Genomic DNA, 14,728 nt, shown 5'->3' with positions numbered 1-14,728 from the left:
TGGAATTAAATTTGATTTTTTATGAAAGAATTTTGGAGACGGCATGATAGAATGCTTTTTTTACATACAATAATTATTGTATAAAACATTACGGCAGAGGCGGATTTCAGCAGAAACACGCCGGTTTTTTTTCCGTACAAATACGTTGCGCTATCATCCCGGAATATCCTACCTTTAGATCCTGTTAGTACATACCCCAAAGTGACCGGCATCAATTGAGCAGCATTTTTATTCGTTTATATCTGTCGTTTTTATATCTATCATTTATCACCCCAAAAACCACATGTCATGCGTACAGCAGAAGTTCACTACGGAACTGACGGCCAGGTAAACCTCACCGTGCCTAAAGGCACGAAGATGGCCGACATCGCCAGATTACAGGAACTGGTAATTTCGAAAATTAACCCCCGTGGCTGTCAGGCCTGCCTGTCCGGCGTCCACTTTAACATCCGGGAAGAACTGGAACATGTTATGAAAGTAGACCTCGACAAAATGGCGACCATCAAAGGTACCATCAAAGGCACTGTCATCGGCCACTAACGTATCACCGCCCCGTTCTCCGGAGCGGGGCTTTTTAAACATTCCCTACCATGTATCCTGCTAAGCTTACCGGCTACAGCAGCCGGTTGTATGAAAAAACTATTCCCCGGCTGGGCGTGGGTTTATTGTACAATCCTTCCCTGGAACTATATCTCGACAGCCCCGCTACCTGCTGCGATTATGTGGAAATTATTCCGGACATGTTCTGGACAGACCTGGGCAACGGCCACCCCGGCCGCTTTGAAGAAATAGACAGCTGGATGGACGTGCTTCATAAACTCGCTGCCCGTTATCCGCTCACGGCACACAACATCTCCTACTCCCTGGGCAGTGCCGGCATCTTCGATATGGCCTATCTCCACAAAATGGAAGAATGGCATCAGCGCTTCTCCTTTGTGTGGCACAGCGATCACCTCTCTTTCGTAAAAGTACATGATGAACATCAGCAGGAACGCAATGCCGGTATGGCCGTTCCCGTGCCCTACGATTACGAAGTGCTGGATATGATCGACGGCCGCATCAACACTATCAGCCGCAGTATCAGAGCACCTTTCCTGGTAGAAAACAACGTCTACTTCATTGACCTGCCGGAACAGGAGCTTTCCGAAACGGATTTCCTCAACGAACTGTCGCAGGACACCGCCTGCGGCCTCCTGCTCGATATCCACAACGTATATACGAATGCGGTGAACCATGGCTTCGATCCACGCAGCTTCATTGCCGCACTGGACCTCGGCAAAGTTGTGGAGATACACATCGCCGGCGGCAATGAAATGGCCGGTATGTATACCGACTCCCATGCAGGCCCCTGTCCGGAAGCCGTCTGGGAACTTCTCGAGTATACGTTGCCGTTAGTACCCAACCTTTGCGGCATCACCTTCGAATTTCATGAATCCTATTTCCATCTGCTGCAGTTCGACGGGATCACCCGCGAGCTGAACAGAGCCAAAGCAGTATGGAATCAATATCATACGTGAACAGCCATGTCACTCCTCTCCTTTCAGCAGGCACTCGCCGCACTCATCGCTTCCCCCGAGCTATGCGTGGAAGCCCGACAACAGCCGGATGCAGTCTTCGCATCCTATGACCTCACCGACCGCGAAAGAAAACGACTGGAATCGGTCGTGTTCCAGCGGGGCATGTCGGTCAACTGCACCCTGTACCGGGTGAACCGTATAACGCCTATCTATACGCTTCTGCCCTATACCTGTCTGCTGCTGGGCAACCGGCTCATGCCGCTGGCCACCGCCTTCTGGGAGGCCTGCCGGCAATCCGATCTCCAGTTCAAACGGGAAATTGAAGGTTTTGCTGATTACCTGGAACAACAAATAATACAAGGGCGCCTGCAGGTACTTTACCTGCCTGAAATATTGCGGATGGAAACCGCCATCAATGCTTTGAAATTTTTACCGAAGCAGCAGGACGCCGCTTTAAAGGTGAGATATATCCCTTTTGAACATGAACCCGGACCGCTGCTGGAAGCCTTGTCTGCACTGCGGTTACCGGAAGTGAGGCCAGCTGTGGGCAACTGGCTCCTGATCATCGATTACAGCGGAGAAGAGATGTTTTTCAGCACCACTTCCACCTTCGAAGCGTCATGACCCAGGGCCGAAGCCCCGTACGCTGTTATCGCTTAAGACATGGAAGCCACAACTTCTGTTGCCTTCCTGAGCCTCACCGACTGTAAGCCGTTACAGCTTCAGCCGGGTGGACATAATCGCGATGGCAGCGCCCATGACGGCGATCAGCGAGAAAGACACCGCGAGGCTGGTAGCCTGCGCCACAAAGCCAATCAGCGGAGGGCCAAAAAGAAAGCCCAGGTAGCCAATGGTGGAAACCGCCGCCAGCGCCATTCCCGGCGACAATACCGACGATTTGCCGGCAGCGCTGTACACCAGCGGCACTACGGCAGAAACACCCGCGCCAACCAGCATAAAGCCCAGCGTAGCGCTCACCAGGTAGGGGAAAGCCACCGCTACCAGCAAGCCGGCAGCTGTAAGTGTTCCGCTGATGATGAGCATTTTTCGTGTACCCAATCGCGTTATCATCCAGTCGGCCACAAAGCGGCCGGAAGCCATGGTGCCCATAAAGGCGGCATAACCGGCGCCTCCCAGTCCTTCATCTACCTTCACTACACGGCGAAAATACACCCCGCTCCAGTCAAACATAGTACCCTCGCATATCATAGAGCACATAGCAATGATGCCCAGCGTCAGCAAAAAGCGGTCAGGCTTAACAAACAGTGGCTGATTGGCCTGTACATTATTATCCTGCTGTACAATATGCCGCATCGTGAGCAGTACCAGCGTCCAGGAAATACCGGTGATTAGCAGGAAATGATATACCGGCTGCAGATGCAGTCCGCTCATGGCCGCACCGATAGCGGCGCCGGTGAAACCCGCCACACTCCACAGCCCATGAAAGGATGCCATGATAGAGCGGCCGTACATTGCTTCTACAGCTACCGCCTGGGTGTTGACCGCAATATTGGCCAGGTTGCCGCAGAAGCCGAAAAACACGAGAAAAGAGATCAGTTCCCAGGGGGCTTTCGCGAGGCCCAGTACCGGTAAAATAGCGGCATACGCCACCGCAGCAATGATCAGCACCTGCTTGCTGCCAAAGCGGGACACCAGGACACCCGCTACCGGCAGGGAAATCAGCGATCCTACCGGCAGGGCCAGCAGCACGCTGCCAAGTCCCGCATCGTTGAGGTGCAGGGATTGCTGTATATCCGGAATACGTGATGCCCAGCTGGCAAAACACAATCCGGTCAGGAAAAACAACGCGCTTACCGCAATGCGGGTGCCTCTCTTATGTATCACCGGTATCGATAAATCCTGTAACATCGTTGTGTAAATTCAAGTAAGGTTTCCGTTTAACGTTATATCACCTGTATTCCCAGGTCCTGGTAAGGCTTAAACAAGGGCAGTTGCGGTTTATCCGTCACAATCACATCTATCCCGGTAATTTCACAGACTTTAAACGGCTCTGCCGTGTCCATTTTATCGCTGGTGGCCAGCGCAACAATTTTATTGGCCGCTTCTATCATCACACTTTTTACATCTGCCTCTTCAAGGTCCAGGCCAGTTACACCGGCTTCGGGATGCAGGCTGCAGATACCCACGAAAGCCAGATCGGCGCGGATCTTCTGCATGGCGCGGATAGTGTCCATGCCGGTGGCAGTTTGTGAGTTTTTACCGATACGCCCGCCCGTAAAGATCACTTCAATGGTAGGGTGTTCTATCAGCTGCGTGACGATGGGCACACTGTTGGTAATGATGGTGAGCCGTAGCTGGGGGGGCAACAGTTTTACCAGCGCCAGCGTGGAAGTACCGCCATCCATCAGCACCGTCTGTCCGTCGTGCAGCAGGGTGAGGGCTTTGCGGGCCATCAGCTGTTTATCCGCGGCATGCCGCTCTACTCTCTCCTTAAAAGAATAGGGGTTGGGGGAATGCGGGATAGCCCCTCCCCGCACTTTGATCAGCTGCCCGCTTTGCGCCAGCGCCTCCAGGTCCCGCCGCACCGTATCTTCCGATACCTGCAGGTCGGTACTCAGTTCCGTCTGTAATACTTTCTGATCGGTTTGCAGCTTCTTTAGTATATAATCAAGTCTTTCCTCTTTCAGCATACTTGCCATTTTCTGCAATATTATGTAATAATTTGCAATATTCTGCAATTATTTGCATATCTTTGCAATAAACCGCAAAATATGGCAAGAATAGCAATAGATATGGACAATGTAATGGCGGATATTTACAGCCATTACCTCAATTATTACGAAACGTCGCACGGTATTAAGCTGGACCCGCAAGGCTTGCACGGTGTTCCCGAAGGGGAAGTACTGCCTGAGGGGCTGGTCAGGAAGTTTTTACTGACGCCGGGCTTTTTCAGGACAGCGCCGGTAATGCCGGGCAGCCAGGAAGTGATCAAAGCCCTGATGGAGAAATATGAAGTCTTCATTGTATCTGCGGCCATGGAATTTCCACAGTCACTCCGTGAAAAGCTGGAATGGCTGCATGAACATTTCCCTTTCATCAGCTGGCACAATATTGTGCTTTGCGGCTCCAAAACCATTGTGAACGCCGACATCATGATTGACGACTACGACAAGAACCTGCGGCATTTTAAGGGAAGGCAGTTGTTGTTTACGGCACCGCACAATGTTCATCTGACAGATTACGAGCGGGTACACAACTGGGAAGAAGTAGCAGCAGCGCTGGAAGTAGAAGTTCCGGCTGCCCGGGTATAACCACAATGGGGGATAACATAACGGCTGGTTACAGGAGGTTTATCCCCTCTTCGCTTTTCCTTTACGGAGCGTGGCCAGCTCTTTCTTCATTTTAAGCACATCATCTTTCAGGGCTGTGTAGTTCTTCAGCAGCTGGTTGTGCTCTTCCAGTATTTTATAGTATTTCTCCCGCAGCACCATCATTTCTTCGCTGTCTGTCTGCCTTGTTTCCTGTGTGGTGCCGGGATTCAGGAATGCTTCCGGCGTCATGTCCAGTCCACGGGCTACCCGGTCCAGTTCATCCGGCGAAAAGGTTTCCTTTTCAAAAACATTATACATGGTACGCCTGCTCATATTGAGTCGTTCGGCCAGTTTGCTCTTGTTGAGTCCTTTCTCCGCAATCAGGTGCTGAAGGCGGTTCCCGTGGTGTATACTCTTTCCGTTGGCCAGCTGCATGGTGCCGTTCCAGCGGATAAACTCGTCCGGCGTGATACCGATAATTTCACAAAAACGTTCCAGGTTGACCCGCTTCATATCCCCGTTCCTCAAGTGATAGTGAGCAATTTGGTTGGTGAAGCCGGCCATTTTTGCAAAATCGATGATTTTGATTTTTTTCTGCTTCAGTATCTGCTTTAATCGCTGGCCCATATGTATCAAACTCGACTGCATCATTTATGCTTTTTTATAAATAATTGTATAATATAACAATTAATCTTTCATTTCGTAAATAAAATTACCAAATCGCGTTAAAAAATAATAAATTGATCATAGCAGGTAGCATATTGATCCGATGTGCTAACTTTTATGCCTATACGTAGGCTGAAAAAATTATTTCACGATCATTTTGATTGAAATCAGTATAAAACGATCCTAAAAATCATATCTCAACCGCCCCGTTATCATAATGATAAATATCCGCTGAAACTGATCGGAAAACCTCTCCAACAAACACTCTAAAATCAATACCACAAAGGGTTACATGATTTTTATATCGCAAATAGTGTAATTTTATGCTGATAATTTTCACAGTTATAACTGTATTTGCTAACAGCCATAAATAATCTCATTTTGCAACCGGCCGTACGGGTATAACTGTGATTCCATTGTTCATCATAAAAAGATTGTTATTATGAGTAAGGAGTCACCCAACCTCTTGTTTTCCATTCATGAAAAGTTTTCGGGCATGGCCGCCCTCTTCCGGGAAAGGGTATGTCAGGACTGCAACTGGAGCACCCCCACATTTTACCGGAAAATGCGCGCCAAAGAAGGACGCGGCAACGCCGAAACGTCCAGGCAGAGCGCTTTTCTGAGCAGCGCGGAAAAAAAGCGCATTGTGGAAATCATGGATGAAGTGTACAACACCTTCTGGAAATCGGCGATCAAGTACCGCACCCCCAGGTAAACTGACCATTACAGACCTCCTGGCGCCTGCCTTGCCAACCTGTCCTTCTTCAGCACCTTTAGCGGCATCCCTTTACCAGCCTGCCCCAGCGGGCAACGGCTATTGTTGTGCCCTAAAGGTGCTTTTACCATGGCCTTTCTTCCAACCCATTTTGAAAAATAATCTGGTTTTAATATGATTTTTTAGATTTTTTCTAGCATACCGTCGGGTTTTTCTTAAATTTAAAGCCCGTTAGGAAAAAATCTACTTAACCAATAAACATTCATGGTGCTATGTCGTACCCTTACCAGATCAAGACTATAGAAGATTATCAACAGGCTTATCAGCAGAGTGTAATAGACCCGGAAGGATTCTGGGCCAATGTGGCAGACCACTTTATGTGGCGCCGTAAATGGGACAAGGTACTGGACTGGAACTTCAAGGACCCTGAAATCAAATGGTTCTCCGGTGCCAAAATGAATATCACCGAGAACTGTCTGGACCGCCACCTCGGCACCCTCGGCAACTCCCCGGCCATCATCTGGGAACCCAACGACCCGGAAGAACGCCATCGCATCATCACCTATCGTGACTTGTTCAACAAAGTATGCCAGTTCGCCAACGTACTGAAAAACAATGGCGTTAAAAAAGGCGACCGTGTTTGTATTTATATGGGCATGATCCCCGAACTGGCAATTGCTGTATTGGCCTGTGCCCGCATTGGCGCTATCCACTCTGTGGTGTTCGGCGGCTTCAGCGCCCAGTCCATCGCCGACAGGATACAGGACGCACAGGCCAGCCTTGTGATCACCTGCGACGGCGCTTACCGCGGCAATAAAGACATTCCCCTGAAATCCGTGATCGACGACGCCCTCATGGCCTGTCCCACAGTTAAAAAAGTGATCGTATGCACCCGTACCCGCACGCCGGTGAGCATGCTCAAAGGAAGAGACGTATGGTGGGAAGATGAGATCAAACAGGTGGAAACCATGGGCAATCCTCCCTGCCCGGCGGAAGAAATGGATGCGGAAGATATGCTCTTCATCCTCTACACTTCCGGCTCTACCGGCAAACCCAAAGGTGTGGTACACACCTGCGGCGGCTACATGGTATATGCCAACTACTCCTTCGTTAATACCTTCCAGCACCAGCCCGGCGAAGTATTCTTCTGTACTGCCGACATCGGCTGGATCACTGGTCACAGTTATATCGTATACGGCCCTCTCAGCGCCGGCGCCACCACCCTCATGTTTGAAGGTGTGCCCACCTATCCGGATGCCGGCCGCCTCTGGGAAATCGTTGACAAATTCCGCGTCGATACCCTGTACACCGCTCCCACCGCCATCCGCAGCCTGATGGGTTATGGACTCGGCCCGGTCAACCATAAAGACCTCAGTTCGCTCAAAAAGCTGGGTTCCGTGGGCGAACCGATCAACGAAGAAGCATGGCACTGGTTTAAAGACAATATCGGTAAAGGCCGCTGCCCGATCGTGGATACCTGGTGGCAGACGGAAACCGGTGGTATCATGATCACCCCCATTGCCGGCATCACTAAAGAGAAACCAGGCTTCGCCACCTTACCGCTGCCAGGGGTACAACCCATCCTGGTAGACGAGAACGGGCAGGAAATAAAAGGCAACGGCGTTAACGGTAACCTCTGCATCAAATTCCCGTGGCCCGGCATGCTCCGCACAACCTACGGCGATCATGAACGTTTCCGGAAAACATACTTCTCCACGTACGAGAACCTCTACTTCACCGGCGACGGCTGCCAACGTGACGAAGACGGTTACTACCGCATCACCGGCCGCGTAGACGACGTACTCAACGTAAGCGGCCACCGTATCGGCACCGCCGAAGTGGAAAACGCCATCAACATGCACGCCGGCGTCATCGAAAGCGCCGTGGTAGGTTACCCGCACGATATCAAAGGACAAGGCATCTATGCTTATGTGATCATGGAAAGAATGTCGCATGAACCAGAGCTGTCTAAAAAAGATATCGCACAAACCGTTTCCCGGATCATCGGCCCCATCGCCAAACCGGACAAAATCCAGTTTGTAAGCGGGCTGCCCAAAACACGCTCCGGCAAAATCATGCGTCGTATCCTGCGCAAAATCGCGGAAAACGACCTCGATAACCTCGGCGATACCTCTACTCTCCTCGATCCGGCTGTGGTAGATGAGATCAAGAAAGGCAAGCTGTAAATCATTTACGGATTTTTTGATTTTGATATTTTTGATGTTTAAAATGCAGCGGAGATCACATGATATAGTGTGATCTTCGCTGCATTTAAATTTTATAAATCAAAAATCCGTAAATCCCATGCGGCGTTTCTTCAAAAGAGCCCTTTATACCCTGCTGTTCTTCATGCTGGTGTTTAACTGCATCACGGCCTTCCATGCCTATAAATTCACCCATTTCTCCGAAAACAACCGTCACCGGAACAAACGGCCGGAGGAAATGAACATCGGGGAAAAACTCAACATCATCTTCTTCGGCGTGCGGCTCTCCAAATCCATTACCAGCGCAAGACCCAGCATCCCTTATGATACCGTGCAGCTCCTCACCGCCAGCGGATTGCACCTGGAAGGCTGGTGGATGCCGGTGCCACAGGCCAAAGGCACCGTCATCCTTTTCCACGGCTATGGCGGCAATAAAGGTTCGCACCTGCCGGAAGCCTACTGGTTCCGTCAGCTGGGATACAATACTTTCCTGATAGATTTCCGGGGCCATGGCAACAGTGACGGCACCGCCTGTACCATTGGCTATAAAGAAGCAGAAGACGTGAAGCTGGCGTGGGATTATGCCAGGTCCCGATCCGACAGGCCCGTCTCCCTCTGGGGCATGAGCATGGGCGCGGCGGCCATTATGAAAGCAGTGCCGGAATATCACCTCACACCGCAGAAAATTATCCTCGAATCCCCGTTCGCCACCCTCCTCGATGCGGTAAAAAGCCGCATGCGCGCCGTACACCTGCCTGCCACGCCATTTTCCCAGCTGCTTACTTTCTGGGGCGGATTGGAACTGGGTTTCTGGGGCTTCAGTCATAACCCTCAGGATTACGCCCGGCAGATAAACGTGCCGGTGCTTTACTGCTGGGGCCAGCAGGACATCCGGGTTACGCCCGATGAAACACAGCGGGTGTTCCGCCAACTGGCGACCTCAAAAAAACAGCTGCATATTTTTAAAGACGCCGGGCATCAGTCCTTCTGCCAGAAAGACGGCGCCGTATGGAAGCAGTTGGTAAAGGCCTTTATGGCGCAATAAAAAAGCGCGCACCATCCGAGTGGAGCGCGCTCTTCACAGGATCTGACCCGCCGTATATATTGGAGTCATGGTACAGTATTGAACCTGTACCACTAGATGCAATACACAATGGTTGCAGTATAAAATTACCTACTTATGCTGCCATTGGAAAACACCTGCTACCCTCCACAAAAACCTTTCCTTTTTAACGGCGTATCACCACCGGTGTGCCTACTTTAACAATTTCATATAATTCGTTCACGTCTCCATTCTTCATACTCACACAACCCAACGTCCAGTTGATGCGGCTATCCACGTAATTGTCGCGGATACCAGCGCCATACTCCACGCCATGTATCCCAATACCGCCGCCCATACTGGCTCCCTGCGACAAACTGCCCTCGCTCTGCCGCTGCAAAAATTTTTGTTTTGAATCTTCATTCGGGTAATCCAGCAACATAAAACGGCTCCATCGGTTGTCCATGCGTTTGGTCTGAATACGAAAGGTACCTTCCGGTGTTTTGCGATCGCCTTCCACCAGCTTGTCACTCTGGTCCTTGTTGCCAAAAACCACTTTGTAAATTTTGCGCAGTGTTACATCTTCATACAGATACATCCGGTAATCACTTTTGTCTACCAGCAGGAAAATCTTGTCCGGATTGATATTGCCGGGAGTCAGCCGTACACTGTACAGATCAGCGCTGCTCCCAACAAATCCGGACAACGGCATCAGCAATAGCAGCACTGCGTATCCGTAAATTCGGTACATTTTCATAGGGTGATTAAATAATCCTGATAACGCCACAGGATAATTATTTATTGCAGTAAAATAAAAAAGCGCAGCATACAAACAGGCTGTATGCTGCGCTGGCATTCTTTCTATGTAATATTAATAACCAAAGATATCTTCGAGAGAAAGTGTTTTCACTTCACCGATTTTTTTCAGATCGTCTATGCTGACTTTCTTTCCGGAAGCCACCACACAGTATGTATAAGGTTTGTGTGCGATGTTGGTATCATGGAATTTCTTCACATCATCGAAATTCATTTTATCAATCGACTCATATACCTGTTTGCGGATGTCTGTATTAAGGCCCAGTTTCTGCGCGGCCAGGTAACTGAAGATGATACCATCATTGGTGATGCGTTCTGTTTCAATATCCTGCTTCATAGACTCCTTGGCGGTTTCCAGCAGTTTATCTGAACGGGGAATATCATTCAGCAGTTCATTCATGCCTTTGATAGCCTCGTTCATTTTATCCGCCTGGCTGCCTACGTAAGCAATCTGGGAATAGCGCTCTCCTTTTTTATCAGGAGAAATAAACATCGCGTAGGTAGAGTAAGCCAGTGCTTTGGATTCGCGGATGGTCTGGAATACGATAGAGCCCATGCCACCGCCGAAGTAGTTATTGAACAGGGAAATAATGCCGGTATTGGCCGGATCATACACCGCTTCATTGCCCACCCAGTTCACTTCTGTCTGCACCATATCGTAATCGGCAAACAGTACCTGGTTGGCTGACTGTGTAGTTTTGCTGAACTTCACGGCAGCGGGCGCTTCCTTAAAGCTTGCAGGCAGTGTGTGCAGTTTCTGTACGTTTGCAGCAGCAGCAGCCAGCGATTGAGGACCATAATAAATGATAGTGTGTTTGTAAGAAGGCAGTTCATGCAGCAGGCCTGTCAGTTCTGCAGCGGTAATACCATCGAGATCTGCCTGGCTCAACTGATTGTTGAACGGATTGTTGGCGCCATACATAGCGTAATTAATCACCCCTTTCATGATGGCAGACTTGTTCAGTTTGGCATCTGCGCGGGATTTCTGCAACCGGCCTTTCAGTGCCGCCAGCGCCTCTTCGTTGGGCTTGCAGCTGGTCAGTATGTGTTCAAACAGGGAAACTGCTTTGTCGAAATTTTCCTGTAATCCGGTAATGGTGATGGTAGTATTTTCTGTGGAAGTACCTACGCTGAAGTTGCACGCGATATTGTAAAACTCTTTGCTGATCTGTTCAGAAGTGTACTTGTCCGTACCGAGGAATTGCAGGTACTGCGCAGCCAGGGCCAGTTTCTTGTTATTCCAGGAGCCCATGTCAAAACGGTAGTACAAACGGAACAGGCCATTGTCCTTGTTCTGCACGTACATCATGTTTGTATTGCCTACCGGCGCGGTCTGGATATCTTTTTCATAATCCAGCCATTGCGGTTTCACCGGGGTAGCCGGGATGGCAGCTACTTTCTGCAGGAAAGGGGATTGTGCTTCACGGTTTACTTCCACCGGTGTGATCGCCGGTTTCTCCACTTTCTCGATGTTTTTATCCTCACCTTTGCGTTTGTACACAGCCACGTAGTTGTTAGCAAGATATTTATTGGCGTAGTCTACGATCTGCTTTTTGGTGACTTTACCCATATCATCTACATAAGACACATCATGCGCCCAGTTGGCGCCACGGCTTTTAATGAAAGCGTCCATGATGGAAGTAGCGCGGTTGTTGTTGCTTTCCAGGCCTTGCAGTTCAGCCAGTTTGGAGTTGTTGACGATGGCTTTTACCAGTGATTCATCGAACGCTCCTTTCTTCAGGATGTCGAGTTGTCCCAGCAGCAGGTTTTTTACGTCGTCCAGGGTCTGGCCTTGTTTGGCTTTACCGGACAGCACCAGTACGGAGTAATCTTTCAGTCCCAGCACCTGTGCACCGGCGCTCAGGGCTTTCTGTTGTTTGTTGAGGTTCAGGTCCAGCAGGCCGGCTTTACCGTTCTGCAGAATGCTGGAAAGTACGCCGAGGATCAGACTGGACTGGGTGTCGAGCGCACCGGGCAGACGGAAAGCCAGGTCGATGCTTTCTGCATCCGGGCCCAGCACTTCTTTCACGACAGGAGCTTTGAAAGGTGCTTCCGGAGCGGGTTTATATTCTTTTACCGGTTTTGCCTTCATGTAACCGAACTGTTGGTCGATGGTTTTGATCACATAGTCCGGATCAAAGTCACCTGCCATTACGATGGCCATATTATTAGGCACATACCATGTATTGTAGAAATCCCGGATAACCTTCAGATTGGGGTTTTTCAGGTGTTCTACCGTACCAATGGTGGATTGCTGGCCATAGTTATGCGTAGGGAACAGGGCCGCCAGCATGGTTTCATATACTTTACGGCCGTCGTTGTCCAGACCGCGGTTTTTCTCTTCATATACTGCTTCCAGTTCGGTGTGGAAGAGGCGGAATACAGGGGTGCGGAATCTTTCTGCCTGTACGGTCAGGTATTTATCGACCGCATTGGAGGGGATATCTTCCTCATAGATGGTTTCTTCCACCCAGGTATGTGCGTTGGTACCCTGGGCGCCCATGCCGGTCATCATCTTATCGTATTCGTTGGCAATCGCATATTTGGCGGCGATGCCGGATACGCTATCGATCTGGTGATAGACTGTTTTGCGGGCGGCAGGGTCTGTTGTTTTATTGTATTTGTCGTACAGGTTCTCGATCTGGTCGATATAGGGTTTTTCCTTTGCCCAGTCGAGTGAGCCATACTGTTGGGTACCTTTAAAGAGCAGGTGTTCCAGGTAGTGGGCCAGGCCGGTGTGGTCCTTTGGGTCGTTGTTACTACCCGCACGGGTACCGATCAGGGTTTGGATTCTGGGCTCTTTTTTGTTAACGCTCAAAATAACGGTCAGCCCGTTTTTCAGCGTGTAGAAGCGGGCTTTCATGGGGTCGTCTGTTACATACCGGTAGGAGTAACCGCCGGAAGTAGCGTCTTTCCACTGAAATTTACCCTGAGCGAAGGCTGTTGGCAGGCTCCCTGCAAACAGCAACAGCGATACAGCGAGTTTACGCAGTTTCATAGAAATCTGTTAAGGTTGGTTTGAAAATAGTCTCCAAATATAACGGAAGGGGAAAAATTACAGCAGTTTGGCAGCGGATAATTCTATGAGTGGTAACACAAGACAAGCTTCAACCGATTGAAAACCGGCAGGGGCAACAAGGCAACAAATCTAATTATTCATTTGGTTATCAGGGAGTTAAGTTATTCATCAAGAAGGCGGCCCGCTTTCCCAGCACGAGGCTGTTCCACAGGGAATCCGCCTGAACGACGGCAGCATAGTGCTTTTTGGCTGTCGTTGCTCGTGTGGCCGGTTTATGAACGGCGGGCGTCCGCTTTACGGAAGCGGTCACGGCTTTCTGCGGAGCGGCTACGGGAATGTTGCTGAAAGAAGGAACATCTACGGGGAGCTGCCGGTCTGCGCCGGAAATTCCCGATACATTCACACCTAGTAGACGTTTATCACAGGAATGCACCCACGCAATACAACCAATGCACGCCAGCAGGGCGACAAAAGAACGCATAGATAGAATTTTGGTCAGGTCAAAAAATTTAGAAACCGTTTAACCGCAACCCAACAGAAAACGGATACTGCTGCAAACCGTAGTCATGCAAAGGCGTAAGGGCGAAGTTACCGTACAGCTTCACCGGGCCGTAGCCCAATTCGCTGGTAAGTCCGAAACGCCATTTGTTAAGGTTGAAATCATCGGTCTTCCTCACTTTTCCTCTCTCCTCACTAATCTGTTTGGTCCTGGATTTGATCAGGTAACCTCCAGAGACGCCAAAACTCGCCTGAAACGCGCGATTAGGGCGGGCCGGGTTAGAATTAAAGTTTAGCATCACCGGGATGGAGATATATTCAGCAAACAGCTTATTTTTTGAAAATTCTACTGTATCCCTGATTATTCTCGTGGCATAACCCGGCTGGTAAGTAATATTCCGGGCATACCTGAAATTGTTCATTTCCAATCCCAAAGCATATAACAAGTTAAGTTTGTGTTTTGTTATATTAAGCCGTTGTTGAAATAACCAGATATTAAAATTGATCGATTTTCCGGTGACAAGTTTAAATTCTGCCGGTGTTAATGGTTCGCTTCCTTCCCTGGGTGCAAAGGTGGAGAGTCCGACCGCAGAGTAGTCATAGGCCCTGGCAGCGGGCATGGCGCCGTTATAGAAGCCGCTGGTATTGGGATAATAAGCGATGTAGCTGGCACCGCCGTATTCGCTTCTGTCGATGTAATTATTAAATCCGATATCGAAGACAAACCATCTTGTGTGCAGGTTTTTCTTCAGCCGGGCCCGTGCATAGGCGGTATCGCTGTATACTTTATAGGTATTGCGTCCTTTTTCGTTCTTCCCTTTGATCAGGATCAGCCCTTTTATCCAGAAGGTGTCCGGAACCGGAGCGGCCGCAGGTGTTGCAGCAATATTGGCCTGATGGCTGGTGTCAACGTTTTGCCCCTGCGCCCATCCCATACACAATACCAATATTAAACAGAGTAAAACTTTATGCTTCATAA

General features: G+C 49.7%; 14 protein-coding genes. 7 read left to right on the top strand and 7 right to left on the bottom strand.

Features of this window, described 5'->3' with window-relative positions; all coding sequences use genetic code 11:
• Positions 1 to 288: 288 nt before the first annotated feature.
• The 3 genes from B5D63_RS16485 to B5D63_RS16475 are packed head-to-tail and all read left to right on the top strand — an operon-like array spanning position 289 to position 2,141.
• Positions 289 to 540, top strand: a complete 252-nt coding sequence (locus B5D63_RS16485; protein ID WP_078669873.1) for a hypothetical protein — start codon at positions 289 to 291, stop codon at positions 538 to 540.
• A gap of 50 nt (positions 541 to 590) precedes the next feature.
• A complete protein-coding gene (locus B5D63_RS16480; RefSeq protein WP_078669872.1) occupies positions 591 to 1,517 on the top strand; it encodes an MbnB/TglH/ChrH family RiPP precursor modification enzyme in 927 nt (308 codons plus the stop codon).
• A gap of 6 nt (positions 1,518 to 1,523) precedes the next feature.
• Positions 1,524 to 2,141, top strand: coding sequence for a hypothetical protein (locus tag B5D63_RS16475; RefSeq protein ID WP_078669871.1), 618 nt, complete (start codon positions 1,524 to 1,526; stop codon positions 2,139 to 2,141).
• A gap of 90 nt (positions 2,142 to 2,231) precedes the next feature.
• Here the strand turns inward: B5D63_RS16475 and B5D63_RS16470 are convergent, their stop codons facing one another.
• Both B5D63_RS16470 and B5D63_RS16465 read right to left on the bottom strand, forming a co-directional pair.
• Positions 2,232 to 3,386, bottom strand: coding sequence for an MFS transporter (locus B5D63_RS16470; protein WP_078669870.1), 1,155 nt, complete (start codon positions 3,384 to 3,386; stop codon positions 2,232 to 2,234).
• A gap of 35 nt (positions 3,387 to 3,421) precedes the next feature.
• Positions 3,422 to 4,177 (bottom strand): DeoR/GlpR family DNA-binding transcription regulator, encoded by a 756-nt coding sequence (locus B5D63_RS16465; protein WP_235021554.1) that lies wholly within the window; start codon positions 4,175 to 4,177, stop codon positions 3,422 to 3,424.
• 72 nt (positions 4,178 to 4,249) lie between these two features.
• Between B5D63_RS16465 and B5D63_RS16460 the strand changes: the two genes are divergently transcribed.
• The gene (locus B5D63_RS16460; RefSeq protein ID WP_078669868.1) at positions 4,250 to 4,789 is read left to right on the top strand and encodes a 5' nucleotidase, NT5C type; all 540 of its coding nucleotides are present in this window, start codon (positions 4,250 to 4,252) and stop codon (positions 4,787 to 4,789) included.
• 39 nt (positions 4,790 to 4,828) lie between these two features.
• Here B5D63_RS16460 and B5D63_RS16455 read toward each other — a convergent pair whose 3' ends face one another.
• Complete coding sequence (locus B5D63_RS16455; RefSeq protein ID WP_078669867.1) at positions 4,829 to 5,440, bottom strand: helix-turn-helix domain-containing protein; 612 nt, start codon at positions 5,438 to 5,440, stop codon at positions 4,829 to 4,831.
• Positions 5,441 to 5,897: 457 nt separating this feature from the next.
• Here B5D63_RS16455 and B5D63_RS16450 point away from each other — a divergent pair, with 457 nt between their 5' ends.
• From B5D63_RS16450 to B5D63_RS16440, 3 genes are all read left to right on the top strand, one after another.
• Positions 5,898 to 6,170 carry a hypothetical protein gene (locus tag B5D63_RS16450; protein WP_078669866.1) on the top strand — a complete coding sequence of 91 codons (273 nt, stop codon included), beginning with the start codon at positions 5,898 to 5,900 and terminating at the stop codon, positions 6,168 to 6,170.
• Positions 6,171 to 6,442: 272 nt separating this feature from the next.
• Entirely contained in the window at positions 6,443 to 8,356 is a 1,914-nt protein-coding gene (acs, locus tag B5D63_RS16445) for an acetate--CoA ligase (protein WP_078669865.1), read from the top strand.
• A 118-nt stretch (positions 8,357 to 8,474) separates the two neighbouring features.
• Positions 8,475 to 9,419 carry an alpha/beta hydrolase gene (locus B5D63_RS16440; RefSeq protein WP_078669864.1) on the top strand — a complete coding sequence of 315 codons (945 nt, stop codon included), beginning with the start codon at positions 8,475 to 8,477 and terminating at the stop codon, positions 9,417 to 9,419.
• Between the two features lie 184 nt (positions 9,420 to 9,603).
• Here B5D63_RS16440 and B5D63_RS16435 read toward each other — a convergent pair whose 3' ends face one another.
• The 4 genes from B5D63_RS16435 to B5D63_RS16420 all read right to left on the bottom strand — a co-directional run bounded on the left by B5D63_RS16435 (position 9,604) and on the right by B5D63_RS16420 (position 14,726).
• Complete coding sequence (locus B5D63_RS16435) at positions 9,604 to 10,167, bottom strand: L,D-transpeptidase family protein (RefSeq protein WP_159456050.1); 564 nt, start codon at positions 10,165 to 10,167, stop codon at positions 9,604 to 9,606.
• A 120-nt stretch (positions 10,168 to 10,287) separates the two neighbouring features.
• A complete protein-coding gene (locus B5D63_RS16430) occupies positions 10,288 to 13,230 on the bottom strand; it encodes a M16 family metallopeptidase (protein ID WP_078669862.1) in 2,943 nt (980 codons plus the stop codon).
• 169 nt (positions 13,231 to 13,399) lie between these two features.
• Entirely contained in the window at positions 13,400 to 13,732 is a 333-nt protein-coding gene (locus B5D63_RS16425) for a hypothetical protein (RefSeq protein ID WP_143312944.1), read from the bottom strand.
• Between the two features lie 28 nt (positions 13,733 to 13,760).
• Positions 13,761 to 14,726 (bottom strand): outer membrane beta-barrel protein, encoded by a 966-nt coding sequence (locus B5D63_RS16420; RefSeq protein ID WP_078669860.1) that lies wholly within the window; start codon positions 14,724 to 14,726, stop codon positions 13,761 to 13,763.
• Between the last annotated feature and the right edge of the window lie 2 nt (positions 14,727 to 14,728).

Origin of the sequence: Chitinophaga eiseniae, assembly GCF_900167135.1 — a bacterium.
GTDB lineage: Bacteria > Bacteroidota > Bacteroidia > Chitinophagales > Chitinophagaceae > Chitinophaga > Chitinophaga eiseniae.
This window is presented reverse-complemented; position numbering and strand designations above follow the sequence as displayed.

Bases quoted from the DNA above. Each gene is read 5' to 3' on its own strand.
- B5D63_RS16485 (WP_078669873.1), top strand. From the start codon at position 289: ATGCGTACAGCAGAAGTTCACTACGGAACTGACGGCCAGGTAAACCTC.
- B5D63_RS16480 (WP_078669872.1), top strand. From the start codon at position 591: ATGTATCCTGCTAAGCTTACCGGCTACAGCAGCCGGTTGTATGAAAAA.
- B5D63_RS16475 (WP_078669871.1), top strand. From the start codon at position 1,524: ATGTCACTCCTCTCCTTTCAGCAGGCACTCGCCGCACTCATCGCTTCC.
- B5D63_RS16470 (WP_078669870.1), bottom strand. From the start codon at position 3,386: ATGTTACAGGATTTATCGATACCGGTGATACATAAGAGAGGCACCCGC.
- B5D63_RS16465 (WP_235021554.1), bottom strand. From the start codon at position 4,177: ATGGCAAGTATGCTGAAAGAGGAAAGACTTGATTATATACTAAAGAAG.
- B5D63_RS16460 (WP_078669868.1), top strand. From the start codon at position 4,250: ATGGCAAGAATAGCAATAGATATGGACAATGTAATGGCGGATATTTAC.
- B5D63_RS16455 (WP_078669867.1), bottom strand. From the start codon at position 5,440: ATGATGCAGTCGAGTTTGATACATATGGGCCAGCGATTAAAGCAGATA.
- B5D63_RS16450 (WP_078669866.1), top strand. From the start codon at position 5,898: ATGAGTAAGGAGTCACCCAACCTCTTGTTTTCCATTCATGAAAAGTTT.
- acs (WP_078669865.1), top strand. From the start codon at position 6,443: ATGTCGTACCCTTACCAGATCAAGACTATAGAAGATTATCAACAGGCT.
- B5D63_RS16440 (WP_078669864.1), top strand. From the start codon at position 8,475: ATGCGGCGTTTCTTCAAAAGAGCCCTTTATACCCTGCTGTTCTTCATG.
- B5D63_RS16435 (WP_159456050.1), bottom strand. From the start codon at position 10,167: ATGTACCGAATTTACGGATACGCAGTGCTGCTATTGCTGATGCCGTTG.
- B5D63_RS16430 (WP_078669862.1), bottom strand. From the start codon at position 13,230: ATGAAACTGCGTAAACTCGCTGTATCGCTGTTGCTGTTTGCAGGGAGC.
- B5D63_RS16425 (WP_143312944.1), bottom strand. From the start codon at position 13,732: ATGCGTTCTTTTGTCGCCCTGCTGGCGTGCATTGGTTGTATTGCGTGG.
- B5D63_RS16420 (WP_078669860.1), bottom strand. From the start codon at position 14,726: ATGAAGCATAAAGTTTTACTCTGTTTAATATTGGTATTGTGTATGGGA.